This is a genomic window from Thiomicrorhabdus marina (assembly GCF_017571465.1).
Taxonomy (GTDB): Bacteria; Pseudomonadota; Gammaproteobacteria; order Thiomicrospirales; family Thiomicrospiraceae; genus Thiomicrorhabdus; species Thiomicrorhabdus marina.
The window spans coordinates 50,669-67,488 of sequence record NZ_JAGETV010000012.1 but is presented as its reverse complement, the minus strand read 5'-3'; the positions used below and the strand labels follow the sequence as shown (position 1 = coordinate 67,488).

31 protein-coding genes are annotated in these 16,820 nt (G+C 43.3%); 30 read left to right on the top strand and 1 reads right to left on the bottom strand.

The window, feature by feature from the left end; genetic code table 11:
* The 30 genes from J3998_RS08080 to J3998_RS07935 form a co-directional block, all read left to right on the top strand.
* A partial coding sequence (locus J3998_RS08080; RefSeq protein WP_243750658.1) for an EF-Tu C-terminal domain-related protein occupies positions 1 to 732 on the top strand: 732 nt, incomplete at its 5' end.
* Between the two features lie 178 nt (positions 733 to 910).
* A complete protein-coding gene (gene rpsJ / locus J3998_RS08075; RefSeq protein ID WP_208149831.1) occupies positions 911 to 1,222 on the top strand; it encodes a 30S ribosomal protein S10 in 312 nt (103 codons plus the stop codon).
* Positions 1,223 to 1,285: 63 nt separating this feature from the next.
* Positions 1,286 to 1,921 (top strand): 50S ribosomal protein L3, encoded by a 636-nt coding sequence (gene rplC, locus J3998_RS08070; protein WP_208149829.1) that lies wholly within the window; start codon positions 1,286 to 1,288, stop codon positions 1,919 to 1,921.
* 10 nt (positions 1,922 to 1,931) lie between these two features.
* Positions 1,932 to 2,552, top strand: a complete 621-nt coding sequence (gene rplD, locus J3998_RS08065) for a 50S ribosomal protein L4 (protein WP_208149827.1) — start codon at positions 1,932 to 1,934, stop codon at positions 2,550 to 2,552.
* Entirely contained in the window at positions 2,549 to 2,845 is a 297-nt protein-coding gene (gene rplW / locus J3998_RS08060) for a 50S ribosomal protein L23 (RefSeq protein ID WP_208149825.1), read from the top strand. Before rplD ends, rplW begins: the two co-directional genes overlap by 4 nt.
* Positions 2,846 to 2,856: 11 nt before the next feature.
* Positions 2,857 to 3,687, top strand: coding sequence for a 50S ribosomal protein L2 (gene rplB, locus J3998_RS08055; RefSeq protein WP_208149823.1), 831 nt, complete (start codon positions 2,857 to 2,859; stop codon positions 3,685 to 3,687).
* Positions 3,688 to 3,702: 15 nt separating this feature from the next.
* Positions 3,703 to 3,978 (top strand): 30S ribosomal protein S19, encoded by a 276-nt coding sequence (gene rpsS, locus J3998_RS08050; RefSeq protein WP_208149821.1) that lies wholly within the window; start codon positions 3,703 to 3,705, stop codon positions 3,976 to 3,978.
* An 11-nt stretch (positions 3,979 to 3,989) separates the two neighbouring features.
* Complete coding sequence (rplV, locus tag J3998_RS08045; protein WP_208149819.1) at positions 3,990 to 4,322, top strand: 50S ribosomal protein L22; 333 nt, start codon at positions 3,990 to 3,992, stop codon at positions 4,320 to 4,322.
* Positions 4,323 to 4,333: 11 nt separating this feature from the next.
* Positions 4,334 to 5,011 carry a 30S ribosomal protein S3 gene (gene rpsC, locus J3998_RS08040; RefSeq protein ID WP_208149809.1) on the top strand — a complete coding sequence of 226 codons (678 nt, stop codon included), beginning with the start codon at positions 4,334 to 4,336 and terminating at the stop codon, positions 5,009 to 5,011.
* Between the two features lie 15 nt (positions 5,012 to 5,026).
* Positions 5,027 to 5,440, top strand: a complete 414-nt coding sequence (gene rplP / locus J3998_RS08035; protein ID WP_208149807.1) for a 50S ribosomal protein L16 — start codon at positions 5,027 to 5,029, stop codon at positions 5,438 to 5,440.
* 1 nt (position 5,441) lies between these two features.
* Positions 5,442 to 5,633 carry a 50S ribosomal protein L29 gene (rpmC, locus tag J3998_RS08030; protein WP_208149794.1) on the top strand — a complete coding sequence of 64 codons (192 nt, stop codon included), beginning with the start codon at positions 5,442 to 5,444 and terminating at the stop codon, positions 5,631 to 5,633.
* Between the two features lie 2 nt (positions 5,634 to 5,635).
* Positions 5,636 to 5,896 carry a 30S ribosomal protein S17 gene (gene rpsQ / locus J3998_RS08025; protein WP_208149792.1) on the top strand — a complete coding sequence of 87 codons (261 nt, stop codon included), beginning with the start codon at positions 5,636 to 5,638 and terminating at the stop codon, positions 5,894 to 5,896.
* A gap of 151 nt (positions 5,897 to 6,047) precedes the next feature.
* Positions 6,048 to 6,416, top strand: coding sequence for a 50S ribosomal protein L14 (rplN, locus tag J3998_RS08020; protein ID WP_173284034.1), 369 nt, complete (start codon positions 6,048 to 6,050; stop codon positions 6,414 to 6,416).
* A gap of 10 nt (positions 6,417 to 6,426) precedes the next feature.
* Complete coding sequence (rplX, locus tag J3998_RS08015; RefSeq protein ID WP_208149790.1) at positions 6,427 to 6,741, top strand: 50S ribosomal protein L24; 315 nt, start codon at positions 6,427 to 6,429, stop codon at positions 6,739 to 6,741.
* Positions 6,742 to 6,757: 16 nt separating this feature from the next.
* On the top strand, positions 6,758 to 7,297 hold the full coding sequence (rplE, locus tag J3998_RS08010) for a 50S ribosomal protein L5 (RefSeq protein WP_208149787.1): 540 nt from the start codon (positions 6,758 to 6,760) through the stop codon (positions 7,295 to 7,297).
* A gap of 12 nt (positions 7,298 to 7,309) precedes the next feature.
* Complete coding sequence (gene rpsN, locus J3998_RS08005; protein WP_208149777.1) at positions 7,310 to 7,615, top strand: 30S ribosomal protein S14; 306 nt, start codon at positions 7,310 to 7,312, stop codon at positions 7,613 to 7,615.
* Positions 7,616 to 7,627: 12 nt separating this feature from the next.
* On the top strand, positions 7,628 to 8,023 hold the full coding sequence (gene rpsH / locus J3998_RS08000) for a 30S ribosomal protein S8 (protein ID WP_208149768.1): 396 nt from the start codon (positions 7,628 to 7,630) through the stop codon (positions 8,021 to 8,023).
* 11 nt (positions 8,024 to 8,034) lie between these two features.
* Positions 8,035 to 8,568, top strand: a complete 534-nt coding sequence (gene rplF / locus J3998_RS07995) for a 50S ribosomal protein L6 (protein ID WP_208149766.1) — start codon at positions 8,035 to 8,037, stop codon at positions 8,566 to 8,568.
* Between the two features lie 14 nt (positions 8,569 to 8,582).
* Positions 8,583 to 8,936 (top strand): 50S ribosomal protein L18, encoded by a 354-nt coding sequence (rplR, locus tag J3998_RS07990; RefSeq protein WP_208149756.1) that lies wholly within the window; start codon positions 8,583 to 8,585, stop codon positions 8,934 to 8,936.
* A 14-nt stretch (positions 8,937 to 8,950) separates the two neighbouring features.
* Positions 8,951 to 9,460, top strand: coding sequence for a 30S ribosomal protein S5 (rpsE, locus tag J3998_RS07985; RefSeq protein WP_208149754.1), 510 nt, complete (start codon positions 8,951 to 8,953; stop codon positions 9,458 to 9,460).
* Between the two features lies 1 nt (position 9,461).
* On the top strand, positions 9,462 to 9,647 hold the full coding sequence (gene rpmD, locus J3998_RS07980) for a 50S ribosomal protein L30 (RefSeq protein ID WP_208149752.1): 186 nt from the start codon (positions 9,462 to 9,464) through the stop codon (positions 9,645 to 9,647).
* 1 nt (position 9,648) lies between these two features.
* Positions 9,649 to 10,083: a 50S ribosomal protein L15 gene (gene rplO / locus J3998_RS07975; protein ID WP_208149750.1), complete on the top strand. Its 435-nt coding sequence runs from the start codon at positions 9,649 to 9,651 to the stop codon at positions 10,081 to 10,083.
* 5 nt (positions 10,084 to 10,088) lie between these two features.
* Positions 10,089 to 11,399: a preprotein translocase subunit SecY gene (gene secY, locus J3998_RS07970; protein WP_208149747.1), complete on the top strand. Its 1,311-nt coding sequence runs from the start codon at positions 10,089 to 10,091 to the stop codon at positions 11,397 to 11,399.
* Between the two features lie 87 nt (positions 11,400 to 11,486).
* On the top strand, positions 11,487 to 11,843 hold the full coding sequence (gene rpsM / locus J3998_RS07965; RefSeq protein ID WP_208149745.1) for a 30S ribosomal protein S13: 357 nt from the start codon (positions 11,487 to 11,489) through the stop codon (positions 11,841 to 11,843).
* Positions 11,844 to 11,865: 22 nt separating this feature from the next.
* Positions 11,866 to 12,255 carry a 30S ribosomal protein S11 gene (rpsK, locus tag J3998_RS07960; protein ID WP_208149735.1) on the top strand — a complete coding sequence of 130 codons (390 nt, stop codon included), beginning with the start codon at positions 11,866 to 11,868 and terminating at the stop codon, positions 12,253 to 12,255.
* A gap of 14 nt (positions 12,256 to 12,269) precedes the next feature.
* On the top strand, positions 12,270 to 12,890 hold the full coding sequence (gene rpsD / locus J3998_RS07955; RefSeq protein ID WP_208149724.1) for a 30S ribosomal protein S4: 621 nt from the start codon (positions 12,270 to 12,272) through the stop codon (positions 12,888 to 12,890).
* A 21-nt stretch (positions 12,891 to 12,911) separates the two neighbouring features.
* Positions 12,912 to 13,889: a DNA-directed RNA polymerase subunit alpha gene (locus J3998_RS07950; protein WP_208149713.1), complete on the top strand. Its 978-nt coding sequence runs from the start codon at positions 12,912 to 12,914 to the stop codon at positions 13,887 to 13,889.
* Between the two features lie 15 nt (positions 13,890 to 13,904).
* Entirely contained in the window at positions 13,905 to 14,294 is a 390-nt protein-coding gene (gene rplQ / locus J3998_RS07945) for a 50S ribosomal protein L17 (protein ID WP_208149711.1), read from the top strand.
* 73 nt (positions 14,295 to 14,367) lie between these two features.
* Complete coding sequence (locus J3998_RS07940) at positions 14,368 to 15,099, top strand: TatD family hydrolase (protein ID WP_208149709.1); 732 nt, start codon at positions 14,368 to 14,370, stop codon at positions 15,097 to 15,099.
* A gap of 8 nt (positions 15,100 to 15,107) precedes the next feature.
* Positions 15,108 to 15,836 (top strand): tRNA threonylcarbamoyladenosine dehydratase, encoded by a 729-nt coding sequence (locus J3998_RS07935; protein WP_208149707.1) that lies wholly within the window; start codon positions 15,108 to 15,110, stop codon positions 15,834 to 15,836.
* Here J3998_RS07935 and glk read toward each other — a convergent pair.
* On the bottom strand, positions 15,833 to 16,819 hold the full coding sequence (gene glk, locus J3998_RS07930; protein WP_208149705.1) for a glucokinase: 987 nt from the start codon (positions 16,817 to 16,819) through the stop codon (positions 15,833 to 15,835). The two genes, J3998_RS07935 and glk, sit on opposite strands and share 4 nt — an antisense overlap.
* Between the last annotated feature and the right edge of the window lies 1 nt (position 16,820).

Below are 16,820 nucleotides of genomic sequence, written 5' to 3'. Positions count from 1 at the left end.
ATGGAAGTACGTGAGCTTCTAGACGAATACGAATTCCCAGGTGACGATACGCCAGTAATCATCGGTTCTGCGCTTAAAGCAATCGAAGGTGACGCAGCATACGTTGAAAAAATTGGTGAACTAGTTGAAGCACTAGATACTTACATCCCAGAGCCAGAGCGTGAAACTGACAAGCCATTCCTAATGCCAGTAGAAGATATCTTCTCTATCCAAGGTCGTGGTACGGTTGCAACGGGTCGTGTAGAGACTGGTGTCATCAAAGTTGGTGAAGAGATCGAGATCGTTGGTATCCGTGATACTCAAACAACTACCGTTACTGGTGTTGAGATGTTCCGTAAACTGCTTGACCAAGGTGAAGCAGGTGATAACGTAGGTATCCTTCTACGTGGTACTAAGCGTGAAGACATCGAACGTGGTCAAGTACTTGCACACAAAGGTACTGTAAACCCACATACTAAGTTCGAAGCTGAAGTCTACGTACTATCAAAAGATGAAGGTGGTCGTCATACACCATTCTTCAACGGTTACCGTCCACAGTTTTACTTCCGTACAACTGACGTAACGGGTGCATGTGAACTACCAGCAGGTACAGAAATGGTTATGCCTGGTGATAACGTTCAAATGACTGTAGAGCTAATCAACCCAATCGCGATGTCAGACGGTCTACGTTTTGCAATCCGTGAAGGTGGTCGTACAGTTGGTGCAGGTGTTGTTGCTAAGATTATCGAATAATCTTTAACACACTAAGTCGCATGACGAGAAAAGGGAGCTTCGGCTCCCTTTTTTTATGTCTATTATTATGCGTGCTAAATAGTTGTTTTTAAAAAAGATAACTGTTATAATTCGCGACCTTGGTTTGCAAGCAAATATAAGTGCTTGTTTTTGTAATGAATTGTTTGAGAGAAATATTATGGCGACTCAAAATATTCGTATTCGCTTAAAGGCCTTCGATCACCGTCTGATCGATCAGTCTGCACGTGAAATTACGGAAACTGCTAAGCGTACTGGTGCACAGGTTCGTGGTCCAATCCCAATGCCTACGCGTAAAGAACGTTTTACAGTTTTGATCTCTCCACACGTCAATAAAGACGCTCGTGATCAGTACGAACTTCGTACTCACAAACGTCTGCTAGACATCGTAGACCCAACTGATAAAACAGTTGATGCTCTAATGAAGCTAGATTTGGCTGCTGGTGTAGATGTACAACTAGAATTGCACTAAGCAATTTTTTGGTTAGTCATCAATCGTAATGACTGACACTTTTATAATAATGAGGTTAATGATATGTCAATTGGTATCATTGGTAAAAAAATCGGAATGACTCGTGTTTTCAACGATGAAGGTGTTTCGACTCCGGTAACTGTTGTACAGGTAAACCCGAATCGTATCACTCAGATCAAAACTGTTGACACTGATGGTTATTCTGCTATCCAGGTTACTACTGGATCTGTACACGCTGGTCGTGTATCTAAGCCTGCCGCTGGTCACTTCGCGAAAGCGGGTGTTGAAGCCGGTGAAGGTCTTTGGGAATTCCGCGCTGAAGCTGCGGACATCGAAGGTCTTGAAGTAGGTTCTGAAATTACTGTTGAGCGTTTTAACGATATCGCAGTTGTTGATGTTACTGGTACTACTAAGGGTAAAGGTTTCCAAGGTGGTATTAAGCGTCACAACTTCAGCATGCAAGATGCGACTCACGGTAACTCATTGTCTCACCGTTCTAACGGTTCTATCGGTCAAAACCAAACTCCAGGTCGCGTTTTCAAAGGTAAGAAAATGTCTGGTCATATGGGTGCTGTCCGTCAAACTACTCAGAACCTAGACTTAGTGAAAGTTGACGCAGAAAATGGTCTATTGTTGATCAAAGGTGCGGTTCCTGGTGCTAAGAACGGTACTGTCATTGTTCGTAAAGCTGTGAAGTAAGGTGAGCACGATGGATTTGAATGTAATTGAATTAGCAACTGGTAAAGAAAACGGAACTGTTTCAGTTTCTGATGCTCTTTTTACTGTTGACTTTAATGAAGCTCTAGTTCACCAAGTAGTGACTGCATATATGAATGCAGGTCGTTCTGGTACTAAAGGGCAAAAGAACCGTGCCGCAGTTAGCGGTGGTGGTGCTAAACCTTGGCGTCAAAAAGGGACTGGCCGTGCGCGTGCCGGTACGACTCGTAGCCCAGTATGGGTTGGCGGTGGACGTGCGTTCCCTGGCCGCAATCGTGATTTCTCTCAAAAAGTAAACAAGAAAATGTATCGCGGTGCGATGCGTTCTATCGTTGCTGAGCTTAATCGCACTGGTCGCCTAATTGTGGTTGACGACTTCAAAGTAGAAGCGCCAAAAACTAAAGAATTTAAAGCAAAACTTGCACAACTAAACGTTTCTGACGCACTGGTTGTAACTGAAGGTTTTGACGAGTATTTGTATCTTTCTGCACGTAACCTATATGCAGCAGACGTATGTGATGCAGCTTCAATCGATCCGGTTAGCCTAATTGGTTACCAGAACGTTGTAATGACTCAAGGTGCAGTTAAGCAACTAGAGGAGCAATTAGCATGAACCAAGAACGTATTCTAAGTGTATTGCTAGCACCACACGTTTCTGAAAAAGCAGCTCTAATGGCTGACTCAGCAGAACAATACGTGTTTAAAGTTGTGCCTACTGCAACAAAAACTGAAGTTAAAGCAGCTGTTGAATCACTTTTCGGTGTAAAAGTTCAATCAGTTAACATGATTAACATTAACGGTAAGCGCAAAGTATTCAAGGGTCGCGCTGGACGTCGTAACGGTGTGCGTAAAGCAATCGTGCGTCTAGTAGCTGGTCAAGAAATCGACTTTGCTGCTGCTGAGTAAGGAGTTCAAAGATGGCAATTGTTAAAAAGTCAAAACCGACTTCTCCAGGTCGCCGCTTTGTAGTGAGCGTTGTTGAGCCTACTTTGCATAAAGGCAAACCTCACGCAGCCTTACTTGAGAAGAAATCAAAGTCTGGTGGTCGTAACCACAACGGTCGTATTACTGTTCGTCACACTGGTGGTGGTCATAAACAGCATTACCGTTTGGTTGACTTCAAGCGTACTAAAGACGGTATCCCTGGTACTGTAGAGCGTTTGGAATATGATCCAAACCGTACTGCACACATCGCATTGATTAAATATGCTGACGGTGCACGTGCGTATATTCTTGCTCCGAAAAACCTAAAAGCTGGTGACCCTGTAGAGTCTGGCGATCACGTATCAATTAAAGTTGGTAACGCGCTTCCTCTACGTAATATCCCAGTTGGTACTATTGTTCACAACGTTGAAATGCGTCCAGGTAAAGGCGGTCAAATCGCTCGTTCTGCTGGTGCATCTGTGTCAATCGCTGGTCGTGACGGTGCATACGTACTTGTTAAGCTACGTTCTGGTGAAATGCGTAAAATCCACTCTGAATGTCGTGCGACAATCGGTGAAGTGGGTAACGGTGAACACAGTCTTCGTAAACTAGGTAAAGCTGGTGCTAAGCGCTGGCGTGGTGTTCGTCCTACCGTTCGTGGTGTGGCGATGAACCCGGTTGATCACCCGCATGGTGGTGGTGAAGGCCGTACTTCTGGTGGTCGTAACCCTGTAACTCCATGGGGTGTTCCGACTAAAGGTAAGAAGACTCGTAGCAATAAGCGTACTGATGGAATGATCGTACGCCGTCGTCACAAGAAATAATAAGGAAGGACACTGATGCCACGTTCAGTTAAAAAAGGACCTTTTGTTGATCACCACCTTTGGAAAAAGGTGGAAGAGGCACAAGAATCTGGTAATAAGCGTCCAATCAAGACATGGTCTCGTCGTTCGATGATCCTGCCTGAGATGATTGGTCTTACTATCGCCGTTCACAATGGTAAAGAGCACATCCCTGTTTACGTTTCAGAAAACATGGTTGGCCACAAACTAGGTGAATTCTCGCAAACACGTTACTACCGCGGTCATGCTGCGGATAAGAAAGCGAAGCGTTAAGGAGTTAGGACATGCAAGTAAGTGCAACACATAAATTTGCTCGTATCTCTCCACAAAAAGCGCGCCTAGTCGCTGACTTGATCCGTGGAAAGAATGTTGAACAAGCGGTTAACATCCTAGCGTTCAGCGATAAAAAAGCTGCAGACCTGTTCAAAAAAGTTTTGAACTCTGCAATTGCTAACGCTGAAAACAATAATGGTATGGATATTGACGAATTGTCAGTTACGGCTGCATTCGTTGATGAAGGCCCAATCATGAAGCGTATGCGCGCTCGTGCAAAAGGTCGTGGTAACCGTATCTTGAAACGCACTAGTCACATCACTGTGACTGTTGGCGAGAAATAAGGAGAATCAGAATGGGTCAAAAGGTAAATCCAGTTGGTATCCGTTTAGGTATCACCCGTGATTGGAATGCTCGTTGGTATGCGAATAGCAAAAACTATTCTGACTTCTTAGTGAGCGATGTTGAGATTCGTAACGAATTAAATAAGAAGCTGGCACACGCTTCTGTATCTAACATCAATATCGAACGTGTTGCGAACGGTGTTCGCATCACAATCCACACTGCTCGTCCAGGCGTGGTTATCGGTAAAAAAGGTGAAGATATCGAGCGTTTGAAAACGTCATTGTCAGCAATGACTGGTATGCCGGTAAATATCAATATTGAAGAAATTAAAAAGCCTGAACTAGACGCTAAGCTTGTTGGTCAATCGATTGCTCAGCAGCTTGAGAAACGTATTCAGTTCCGTCGTGCGATGAAACGTGCGGTAGGTAACGCGATGCGTCTTGGTGCAGAAGGTATTAAGGTTACGGTTTCTGGTCGTCTTAACGGTGCGGACATTGCACGTGCAGAATGGTACCGCGAAGGTCGTGTACCACTTCACACTTTCCGTGCTGATATCGATTATGCAACTTATGAAGCGGATACTACCTACGGTAAGATCGGTGTTAAAGTTTGGATTTTCAAAGGCGAGAAGCTAGGTAAGCTTGCTCTAGAGAATAACTCTTCTAAGGGCAAAAAAGGCCGTAAATAAAAAGGATAACTCACTATGTTAATGCCTAAGCGTACAAAATTTAGAAAAGTACAAAAAGGTCGTAACCGTGGTCTAGCGCAAGCTGGTAACAAAGTTAGCTTTGGTGATTTCGGTCTTAAGGCTCTAGAGCGCGGTCGTATGACTTCACGTCAAATCGAAGCTGGTCGTCGTGTGATGACTCGTCACGTTAAACGTGGCGCTAAGATTTGGATTCGTGTTTTCCCTGACAAACCAATTACTAACAAACCACTTGAAGTTCGTATGGGTAAAGGTAAAGGTTCTGTTGAATACTGGGTTGCTCAGATTCAACCAGGACGTGTCCTATTTGAAATGCAAGGTGTTGATGAAAAGCTAGCTCGTGAAGCGTTTGCTCTAGCAGCCGCTAAGCTACCTTTCAAAACAACTGTTGTAACAAGAACGGTGATGTAAGATGACTGCTAAAGAATTAAACGAAAAGTCTGTTGAAGAGCTTCGTAACGAGTTGCTAGAACTTCGTAAAGAGCAATTCAACCTAAGAATGCAACATTCAACTGGTCAGTTGTCAAACTCTGCGGGACTTAAAAAAGTTCGTCGTACAATCGCACGAGTTAAAACCATCATTCGTCAAAAAGTGAGTAAGTAAAGATGGCTGATCAAAACAAAGCACGTACCGTACAAGGTGTTGTAATCAGTAACAAAATGAACGACTCTATCGTTGTTCAAGTTGCTCGTTTCATCAAACACCCTAAGTACAAAAAATTCGTTAAACGTTCAACGAAACTAATGGCACATGATGCAGGTAATACTGCTGGGATGGGTGACACAGTAACTATTGCTGAGACGACTCCAATCTCAAAAAACAAGTCATGGACACTAGTTCAAATTGACGAAAAAGCGAAAATTTAATTTTTCCTAGCATTTGCGTGAATTAGTTGTTATAATTCGCGCAATTTCAAAAAGCCACCTTAGAGTTGTAAGCCGATTTTGATAATTGGAACTGCACTTTTCGGTGGTTTTTGTGCTACTTGTAATTTTTATTTATGGATGGAGTCCCACCATGATTCAGATGCAAACAGTGCTTGACGTAGCTGATAACAGCGGAGCACGCCGCGTCCAATGTATTAAAGTGTTAGGCGGTTCGCACCGTCGTTACGCTAACGTTGGTGACGTGATCAAAGTGAGTGTAAAAGAAGCTGCACCACGCGGTAAAGTGAAGAAGGGTGATGTTTACAACGCAGTTGTAGTTCGTACTGCAAGCGGCGTTCGTCGTCCAGACGGTTCTAAAATCAAGTTTGACGGCAATGCTGCTGTTATCTTGAATGCTAAGCATGAACCGATCGGTACTCGTATCTTCGGACCGGTAACTCGTGAGCTACGTAACGATAAGTTTATGAAAATCGTTTCATTAGCTCCTGAAGTTCTATAAGGAAGAAGTAATGAATCGTTTAAGAAAAGGTGACGAGGTAATCGTCCTAGCCGGTAAAGACAAAGGAAAGCGTGGTTCGGTTTCTTCTGTTATGGCTAACGGTAAAGTATTAGTTGATGGTATCAACCTAGTTAAAAAGCACGCTAAGGGTAATCCTATGACTGGCGCGCAAGGTGGTATCGTTTCTAAAGAAATGCCAATTGATGCTTCAAATGTGGCGCTAGTTAACCCTGAAACAAACAAAGCTGACAAAGTTGGTTTTAAAGTTGAAGGCGACGCTAAAATCCGCTTCTTTAAGTCTACTGGAAAAGCGGTTGACGCTTAATAAAGGGTAGAGAGAAATGGCAAGACTACAAAAACAGTATAAAGAGCAAGTTGTTCCTAAGTTGATGGAACAGTTTGGTTATAAGTCTCCAATGCAGGTTCCTAAGCTGCAAAAAATCACCATCAACATGGGTGTTGGTGAAGCAATTGGTGACAAAAAAGTTCTAGATAATGCAATTGCTGATATGGAAGCAATTACAGGTCAGAAAGCTGTTAAAACTTTGGCTCGCAAATCAGTTGCAAGTTTTAAAGTTCGTGACGGTTATCCACTAGGTTGTAAAGTTACCCTACGTGGCGAGCGTATGTATGAATTCCTAGATCGTCTAGTAAACATCTCGCTTCCTCGTGTTCGTGACTTCCGTGGTGTAAACCCGAAAGCTTTCGACGGTCGTGGAAACTATAACCTAGGCCTTAAAGAGCAAATTATTTTCCCTGAAATCGAGTTTGAAAAAGTTGACAAAATCCGTGGTATGGATATCAACTTCGCTACTTCAGCACAAACTAACGATGAAGCGAAAGCTCTTTTAGAAGCCTTTAATTTCCCGTTTAAGAAATAAGAGGTTTTTCTAATGGCGAAGAAATCTATGATCGCTCGCGAAAACAAACGTGCAAAACTAGTTGCTCGTTATGCTGCTAAACGCGAAGCACTTAAGAAAATCATCAGCAACCCAGAGACTGAATTTGCAGATCGTATGGATGCTGTTGATGCATTGAACAAACTACCGCGTGATGGTGCTTCAGTTCGTCAACAAAATCGTTGTCGTATTACTGGCCGTCCACACGGTGTTTACAGAAAATTTGGTCTGTCACGTAACGTACTTCGTCGTATGACGATGAACGGTGATGTTCCTGGTCTAAGAAAAGCTAGTTGGTAAGGATAAATATCTATGAGTATGTCTGATCCAATCGCTGATATGCTAACACGCATCCGTAACGGTCAAATGGCTGGTCACGCAAATGTTGTTATGCCTTCTTCTAAAGTTAAAGCAGCTGTTGCTAAAGTGCTTAACGATGAAGGTTATATCTCTGCATTCAGCATTAATGATAATAATGGTAAATCTGAGCTATCAGTTGATTTGAAATATTTCGACGGTAAGCCTGTTATCGAAACACTTAAGCGTGTAAGCCGTCCAGGTCTACGTGTTTATAAAAACAAAGATGAGTTACCAAAAGTTATTGGCGGTCTAGGTATCGCTGTAATTTCAACTTCTAAAGGTATTATGACTGATCATCAAGCTCGCACTGCTGGCGTTGGTGGTGAGGTTATTTGCTACGTAGCATAAGGATTTAAATTATGTCTAGAATTGCAAAGGCTCCAGTTACCATTCCTGCAGGCGTTGAAGTTAGCGTAAATGGTAACGATGTAACTGTTAAAGGTGCTAAAGCGTCTTTAACTAAAAATTTTAACGAAGCTGTTATGGTTTCTGTTGAAGATGGTCAGGTAATCTGTACACCGGTTGAAGGTGTTGTTAAAGGTTGGGCGCAGGCTGGTACTGCACGTTCAATTATTAATAACATGGTTGCTGGTGTTACAGATGGTTTTGAGAAAAAACTAGAACTAGTTGGTGTCGGTTACCGTGCAGCGGCACAAGGTAAAGTACTGAACTTAACACTAGGTTTCTCACATCCGGTTGAACACGCGATTCCTGAAGGGATCACGGTTGAAACTCCGACTCAAACGGAAATCGTTGTAAAAGGCGCAGATAAGCAAGTTGTTGGTCAAGTTGCTGCTGAGATTCGTGCGTACCGTCCACCTGAGCCATATAAAGGTAAAGGTGTTAAGTATGCTGATGAGCGCATTTTACGTAAAGAAGCTAAGAAGAAATAAGGCTGGGAATTAGTATGGATAAGAAATCAGCCCGTCTTCGTAGAGCTAAGAAGACTCGTGCAAGAATTGCAGAACAGAAAGTTGCTCGCCTATGCGTTCACCGTTCTACTCAGCACATCTATGCGCAAGTAATTGCTGCAGATGGCCACACGGTTGTTGCAACAAGCTCTACTGTACAAGCGGACGTTAAATCAGAAATTAGCAACGGTTCTAACAAATCTGCTGCGGCAGTTGTTGGCCAGAAAGTCGCTGAAAAAGCGAAAGCTGCTGGTGTAACCAAAGTTGCATTTGATCGTTCAGGTTTCAAATACCACGGTCGTGTTCAACAATTAGCTGAATCAGCCCGTGAAAACGGTCTTGAATTTTAAAGGAAGGATTAAGTATGTCTTCACATGAATTACAAGACGGCCAGGATGCTTTGATCGAAAAACTAGTTGGCATTCGTCGTGTTGCTAAAGTTGTTAAGGGTGGACGTATTTTTGCGTTCTCAGCTCTTGCAGTTGTTGGCGATGGCGAAGGTAAAGTTGGTTACGGTAGTGGTAAAGCAAACGAAGTTCCAGTAGCAATTAAAAAAGCTATGGAAAAAGCTCGTCGTAACATGAAATCTGTCTCTCTTAAAGATGGAACGATCCAATACCCAATCAACTATAAGCAAGGTGCTGCGAACATTGTAATGCTACCTGCTTCTGAGGGTACTGGTGTTATCGCCGGTGGTGCAATGCGTGCAGTTCTTGAAGCTGCAGGTGTACATAACGTACTTTGTAAGTGTGTTGGTACCACTCGCCCGGTAAACGTTGTACGTTCTACTGTTAACGCTTTGACTTCTATGAGCAGCCCAGAAATGATCGCTGCAAAACGTGGTAAGTCAGTAGCAGAAGTTCTAGGTGAGTAAGATGTCAGATAAGAAAATTACTATTACTCTGGTAAAAAGCACAATCGGCCGCTTACCAGCACACAAAGCGTGTGTATCTGGTCTTGGTCTAAGAAAAATGCACCAAACAGTAAGCGTTATTGATACTCCTGAAAATCGTGGAATGATCAATAAGGTGAGCTATTTGCTTAAAGTAGAGGAAGCATAAGATGCAACTAAATACTTTAAAACCAGCAGAAGGCGCTAAAAAGACTGCTAAACGCGTTGGCCGTGGTCAGGGTTCTGGCTGGGGTAAAATGGGTGGCCGTGGTCACAAAGGTCAAAAGTCTCGTTCAGGTGGTATGCCTAAGATCGGTTTTGAAGGTGGTCAAATGCCACTACAACGCCGTCTACCTAAGATCGGCTTTACTTCTCGTAAAGCGGCTTACGTGGCAGAAGTTCGTCTAGATACTCTAGCGAAAATCGAAGCGGACGTTATTGACGTAGCAGCACTTGTTGCAGCTAAGATTATTGGTCATAAGATCAAAGAAGTTAAAATTATCAACTCTGGTGAAATCACCAAAGCGGTTAAAACTTCTGGTCTTCGCGCAACTGCTGCAGCGAAAGCTGCAATCGAAGCTGCTGGCGGCTCGGTAGAAGCATAATTATTATGAATAGTTCAATTGCATCAACCGGAATGAGTAGCCTAAAGAATAAGATTCTTTTTGTACTGGGTGCCATTATCGTTTATCGACTAGGTACTCACATTCCAGTTCCGTCAATTGATCCGATTGCCTTAGCAGCAATGTTCGAACAGCAAAAGGGTACCATCTTAGACATGTTTAACATGTTCTCGGGTGGTGCCCTTGAGCGTTTGTCGATCTTTGCATTGGGAATCATGCCTTATATCTCCGCTGCAATTATTATGCAGCTTTTGACAGTTGTCTCTCCTAAACTGGAACAGCTGAAAAAGGAAGGGGAGTCAGGTCGTCGTAAGATTACGCAATATACCCGTCAAGGGACTGTTGTGCTTGCGACTTTCCAAGCTTTAGGTGTCGCGATTGCACTTGAATCTCAAAACATTAACGGCATGCCGGTAGTTATTGATCCAGGCTTTTTCTTTAAGCTGACAGCGGTTGTGACTTTGGTATCCGGAACTATTTTCCTGATGTGGTTAGGTGAACAAATTACCGAACGTGGTATCGGTAATGGTATTTCGCTAATCATCTTTGCAGGTATTGTTGCAGGTCTTCCTAGCGCGCTAGGTGGGACATTTGAGCAGGTAAATACTGGGGCGCTTCATGCAATCACAGTATTCGTTCTACTGGCTCTTATTGCAGCGGTTATTGCATTTGTCGTGTTTGTTGAACGTGGGCAACGTCGTATCCCTGTTCATTACGCACAAAAAATGCGTGGTCGTAAACTTTATGGTGGTCAAGAGTCACATCTGCCACTGAAGCTGAACATGGCGGGTGTTATTCCACCAATCTTTGCTTCAAGTATCATTCTATTCCCTGCAACACTTGGTGGATGGTTTGGTGCAGCTGAAGGTATGGGTTGGATGAAAGACATCGCGACAACTTTGTCGCCGGGTCAACCGCTTTATATCCTGTTCTACGCGACTGCAATTATTTTCTTCTGTTTCTTCTACACTGCGATTGTTTTCAATCCTAATGAGACAGCTGAAAACTTAAGAAAATCTGGTGCATATCTCCCAGGTATCCGTCCAGGTGCTCAAACTGCTCGTCATATCGACGGCATTATGGGTCGCTTGACACTAGCTGGTGCGATTTACATCACAGCAGTGTGCTTACTACCAGAATTTTTAATTCTGTATTGGAATGTTCCTTTCTATTTCGGTGGAACATCTCTATTGATTATCGTAATTGTTGTTATGGATTTCATGACTTCGGTACAAGCACAAATGCAATCAAGCCAATATGAAGGCATGATGAAAAAATCGAAATTAAAAGGTAGATAATCTTCAAGGTTATTTATTCTAGTATTTATAGTGAAAGACGTGTATAATGCCACGTTTTTCGGTAGATGGAATTAAAGGGAGCGCAAAATGGCTCGTATTGCCGGCGTAAACATTCCAGTTAACAAGCATATTGTTATTGGATTGACTTCGATCTACGGGATTGGTTCAACTTCTGCAAAAAAAATCTGTGCAGCAACTGGTATTGAACCATCTGCGAAAGTTCGAGAGCTAACTGAAGAACAGTTAGAAGCACTTCGTAATGAAGTGACAAACTTTACAATCGAAGGTGATCTTCGTCGTGAAGTGTCTATGAATATCAAGCGTTTGATGGACATGGGTTGTTACCGTGGTATTCGTCATCGTCGTAGCCTACCACTTCGTGGTCAGCGTACTAAGACGAATGCACGTACTCGTAAAGGTCCAATCAAACCAATTAAGCGTTAATGCTTAGATAGCGAGAAAGAATATGGCAAAAGCAAATTCACGTGTTAAAAAGAAGGCTAAACAGGTCGTAACGGATGCCGTTGCGCACGTTCACGCTAGCTTCAACAACACGATCGTAACTATTACTGACCGTCAAGGTAACGCACTTTGCTGGGCAACTTCAGGTGGAAGCGGATTCCGTGGTTCTCGTAAGAGTACTCCATTCGCTGCACAGGTTGCTGCTGAGCGTGTTGGACAAATGGCTGTTGAATACGGCGTTAAAAACTTAGATGTTATGGTTAAGGGCCCAGGTCCTGGTCGTGACTCTGCCGTTCGTGGTCTAAACAGTGTAGGTTTCAAAATTTCATCAATCACTGATGTTACTCCGATTCCTCACAACGGCTGTCGTCCACCTAAGAAACGTCGCGTTTAATATTTGAGGTAATCATGGCTAGATATATTGGTCCAAAGTGTAAACTTGCCCGCCGTGAAGGTACTGATCTATTTTTGAAAAGCGGTGTTCGTAGCATCGAATCAAAATGTAAGATCGATCAATTACCTGGTGTACACGGTGCAGCACGTAAGAAAGTAACTGAGTACGGTACTCAGCTACGTGAAAAACAAAAAGTACGTCGTATGTACGGTGTTCTAGAGAAAAAGTTCCGCATGTATTACAAAGAAGCGGATCGTCGTAAAGGGTCTACTGGTGTAAACCTTCTACAAATCCTAGAAAGCCGTTTAGATAACGTTGTATACCGTATGGGCTTCGCTGCTACTCGTGCAGAAGCTCGTCAGCTTGTTTCGCATAAAGCGATTCAAGTTAACGGTCAATCAGTAAATATTCCGTCTTTCGAAGTATCTGCTGGTGATGTGATTTCTATTCGTGAGAAATCTCGCAACCAAACTCGTATCGCTACTGCGCTTGAACTAAAAGCGCAAATGGGTGGTGTTAGCTGGGTAGAAGTTAACGCTAAAGCGTTCGAAGGTACTTTCAAGAATGTTCCAGATCGTTCAGACCTATCTGCGGATATTCAAGAAAACTTGATTGTTGAGCTTTACTCTAAGTAATAGAAACGGAGATCACCTCTGATGCAAGAGATGTTAGAACAGTTGTTAACACCACGTATGGTCGATATCCAACGTCTAACGCCTTTCCACAGTCGTGTGACTTTAGAGCCGCTTGAACGCGGCTTTGGTCATACTCTAGGGAATGCGTTACGTCGTATTTTGTTATCGTCTATGCCTGGTGCGGCTATCGTAGAAGCCCAAATTGATGGTGTTTTACACGAATACTCATCGATTGAAGGTGTAAGAGAGGATGTTTTAGAAATCCTTCTTAACCTTAAAGAGGTGGCGGTCAAATTAAACGCAACAGACAGCGCTGAATTAACGCTAAATAAGAAAGGTCCTGCGGTTGTTCGTGCTTCAGATATCGCACTAAACCATGATGTTGAGATTGCAAATCCTGATCACATCATCGCGCACCTATCTGAAGGCGCAGAACTTAACATGAGTCTTCGTGTTGAAAGTGGTATGGGTTACCGTGCTGCTCAAACAGATAATGACAGTTCAATTGGTATGCTACGTCTAGACGCTAGTTTCTCGCCAGTTCACACTGTTAGTTATGAAGTTCAGAATGCTCGTGTAGAACAGCGTACCGACCTTGATAAGTTAATTCTAAACGTTGTTACCGACGGTACCCTTGATCCAGAAGATGCGATCAAACAAGCGGCTACCGTGTTGCACCTACAACTAAATGCTTTCGTTGATCTTAAGCATAAAGAAGTAGCTGCTCCGCAAGAAGAAGAGAATGAATTCGATCCGATCTTCCTGCAACCGGTTGACGATCTAGAACTAACGGTTCGTTCGGCAAACTGTCTGAAAGCAGAACAAATTTACTACATTGGTGATCTTGTGCAGCGTGCTGAGCCACAACTGCTTAAGACACCAAACCTAGGTAAGAAGTCACTGCAAGAGATCAAAGATGTTCTTGCACAACGTGGTCTAAGCCTTGGTACTAAATTAGAAAACTGGCCACCAGCAAGCCTGGTGAGCAAAGAATCTTAATATAAGGAAGCTATCATGCGTCATGGTAAATCAGGTCGTAAGTTAAATCGTAACAGCTCGCACCGTAAGGCAATGTTTAAAAACATGTCTGCTTCACTTATCGAACACGAAGTAATCCGTACTACGGTTGCTAAGGCAAAAGAACTACGTACAGTTGCAGAGCCTTTGATCACGCTAGCTAAAAAAGACAGCGTTCACAACCGTCGTACAGCCTTTGCTCGTTTAGGTGATAAAGCAGCAGTAGGTAAGCTTTTCAGCGAAATCGGTCCTCGTTACGAGAGCCGTCCAGGTGGTTACATCCGCATTCTTAAATGTGGTTACCGTCCAGGTGATAAAGCGCCTATGGCGATTGTTGAATTGGTTGACCGTCCAGTTGCGGCAGCTGACAACAGCGACGCTGAATAATTTATTATTCAGTTATAAAGAAAGCCGGTTAATCCGGCTTTTTTTATGTCTATCGAAAACGTAAACTAGCTTTATGTTATTCGATACTCATGCCCATCTCATTGAAGCTTCTCAACAAGAGCTAGATTCAATAGATTATCCGATTCTTAATGTCACCGCCGACTCCAGTCAGTGGTACAGGGCGATTACGATTCAAAAACAGAATCCCTTTCTTTTACCTGCATTAGGTATTCACCCTTGGTTTGTTTCTCAAGAATCCTATGCGGATATTGATGTACTGGAAAATTTTATCGAACGTGAAAGTATTTTCGCGGTTGGTGAAATCGGTCTCGATTTCCAAAAACAGTTTGTTAAAAATAAACTGCTGCAGTTAGACATTTTTGAGTGTCAGTTACAACTGGCTGAACGCCATCAATTACCCGTTTCCATCCATGTCATAAAAGCTCATAGTGAGCTGCTCACTTTGTTAAAACAGTATTCAGTTGGTGGTGTTATTCATGGGCTTGGAGCCTCTTTGCCTTTGGTTGAGCAATATCTCGGTTTAGGTTTTAAGATTGGTGTTAATGGGGTTGCGTGCCGTAGTAATGCGAATCGCTATCACGCTATGCTTAACAATTTCTCATTAGCACATTTCGTCTTAGAAACCGATTATCCCAATATTTATTTACCTAATAGAGCGCAATCTTCTTTAAGTGATATTCGGCATATTGCCGAGATGGTTGCACAAATAAAAAACATTACCGCTGCAGAGGTCATTCAACAAACCAGTTATAATGCGCGTTCTGTTTTTGGTTTTAAAGATTAGGCGGTTATATGGATGCTCTGTTTGAACGCAGTTTATTGGTTTTTGAAGAACAAGGTATTCAGCAGTTACAGGCTGCGCATGTATTAGTTGCTGGTGTTGGAGGGGTTGGCGGCTTTGTCGCCGAAGCGCTAGCACGTGCAGGAGTTGGTGAATTAACCTTGATTGACCACGACATGGTTAATGCATCTAATAAAAACCGCCAAATTATCGCCTTAAATAGTACGACAGGGAAAAATAAAGCCGAGGTGATGGCTGAACGTATTTCAGACATTAATCCTGCCTGTAAGGTCAATATCAGCAAGCAGTTTATTCGCCCAGAAGATATGGAAGCGCTATTAAGCCCTGGTTTCGATTATGTGGTCGATGCAATCGATAGCCTTAACTGTAAAGTTTCGCTGGTTGCTACGGCGAAACAACTCGGTCTAAATGTGGTTTCCAGTATGGGAGCAGGGCGTCGTATCGACCCGTCTAAAATAGCCTTAGCCGACATCTCGAAAACCCATGGCTGTGCTCTGGCGCGAAATATGCGTCAGCGTCTTAAAAAACAGCGTATCGCCAAAGGGGTGATGACGGTTTTCTCTTCAGAAGTACCAAAAGCGCCAGGCCCGATGGAAGAAATTGAAGGCGCGCGTGGTCGTGTCGTTAATGGTACAGCCAGCTATATGCCGGGGATTTTTGGATTAATGCTGGCTGGATATGTTGTCCAACAATTAGCCTGTTTTGAAAGTAACGGCTAATTACGACCTGATAATTTAGAGGCAAAATGCGCCGCGCCTAAAAGCGGGGCTTCCGGGTTGTCGACAATACGTACCGGCATTTTTTCAATGGCATGGGTCATACGGCCTTTATCTAAGAATCCTTCCATAAATAATTCGCTTTGCAAAGCTGGAAGAATTTTCGGTGCAATGCCGCCGGCGATATAGACTCCGCCATTAGGTAGGCATTTCAATGCTAGATTGCCGGCCTCTGCACCATAGATTCGGCAGAATAGTTTCATGGCTTGATTACAAAGTGCATCATCAGTTGTCAGTGCTGATTTGCTGATAATTGCATTACGGTCTGTATTAGCCATTTGCGCTTCTATATCTGGATTGACTGGTGCAAAGTCGATGCTTTTCAGAAAGTCGTATAGATTACCGAAACCGTCACCGGAGAGAATCCGTTCGATACTGACATGGCCATAAAATCGTTCGCGCAAAAATACCAACAATTGATCTTCCAGTTCATTTTGTGGTGCAAACTCACAATGCCCACCTTCGGACGGCATGGCGTGAAAATCTTTACCATCGAAAAACAGAATTGCTTCACCTAAACCGGTTCCGGCAGCAATCACTGCGATATGACCGTTTTGTTGAATTGCTTGATGATTAAGCTCATGGAAGTGTTCAAGTTGCAGTACGCCATAGGCAGCGGCTTCTAGATCATTTAGCAAGCGGATTTTGGAAGTGTTGAGCAGTTTAGCCAACTTAGCTGCATCAATCGTCCAAGGTAAATTGGTAGTAATGCATTTCTGCTCTTTTATCGGCCCGGCGATTCCAAAGGTTGCCGCATCGATAGAAAAACCTGCGCCGAGAAACTCCAGTAAAAGGTCTTCAAACCTTTCATGTTTTCCACTCGGGAAAGTCTGTTTACGAATTTCCGAGAATTCAGCACCCTCTGTTTCATAAATAGCGAGTACAGTTTTGGTGCCACCAACATCTCCGGCCAGAATTTGTGCCATA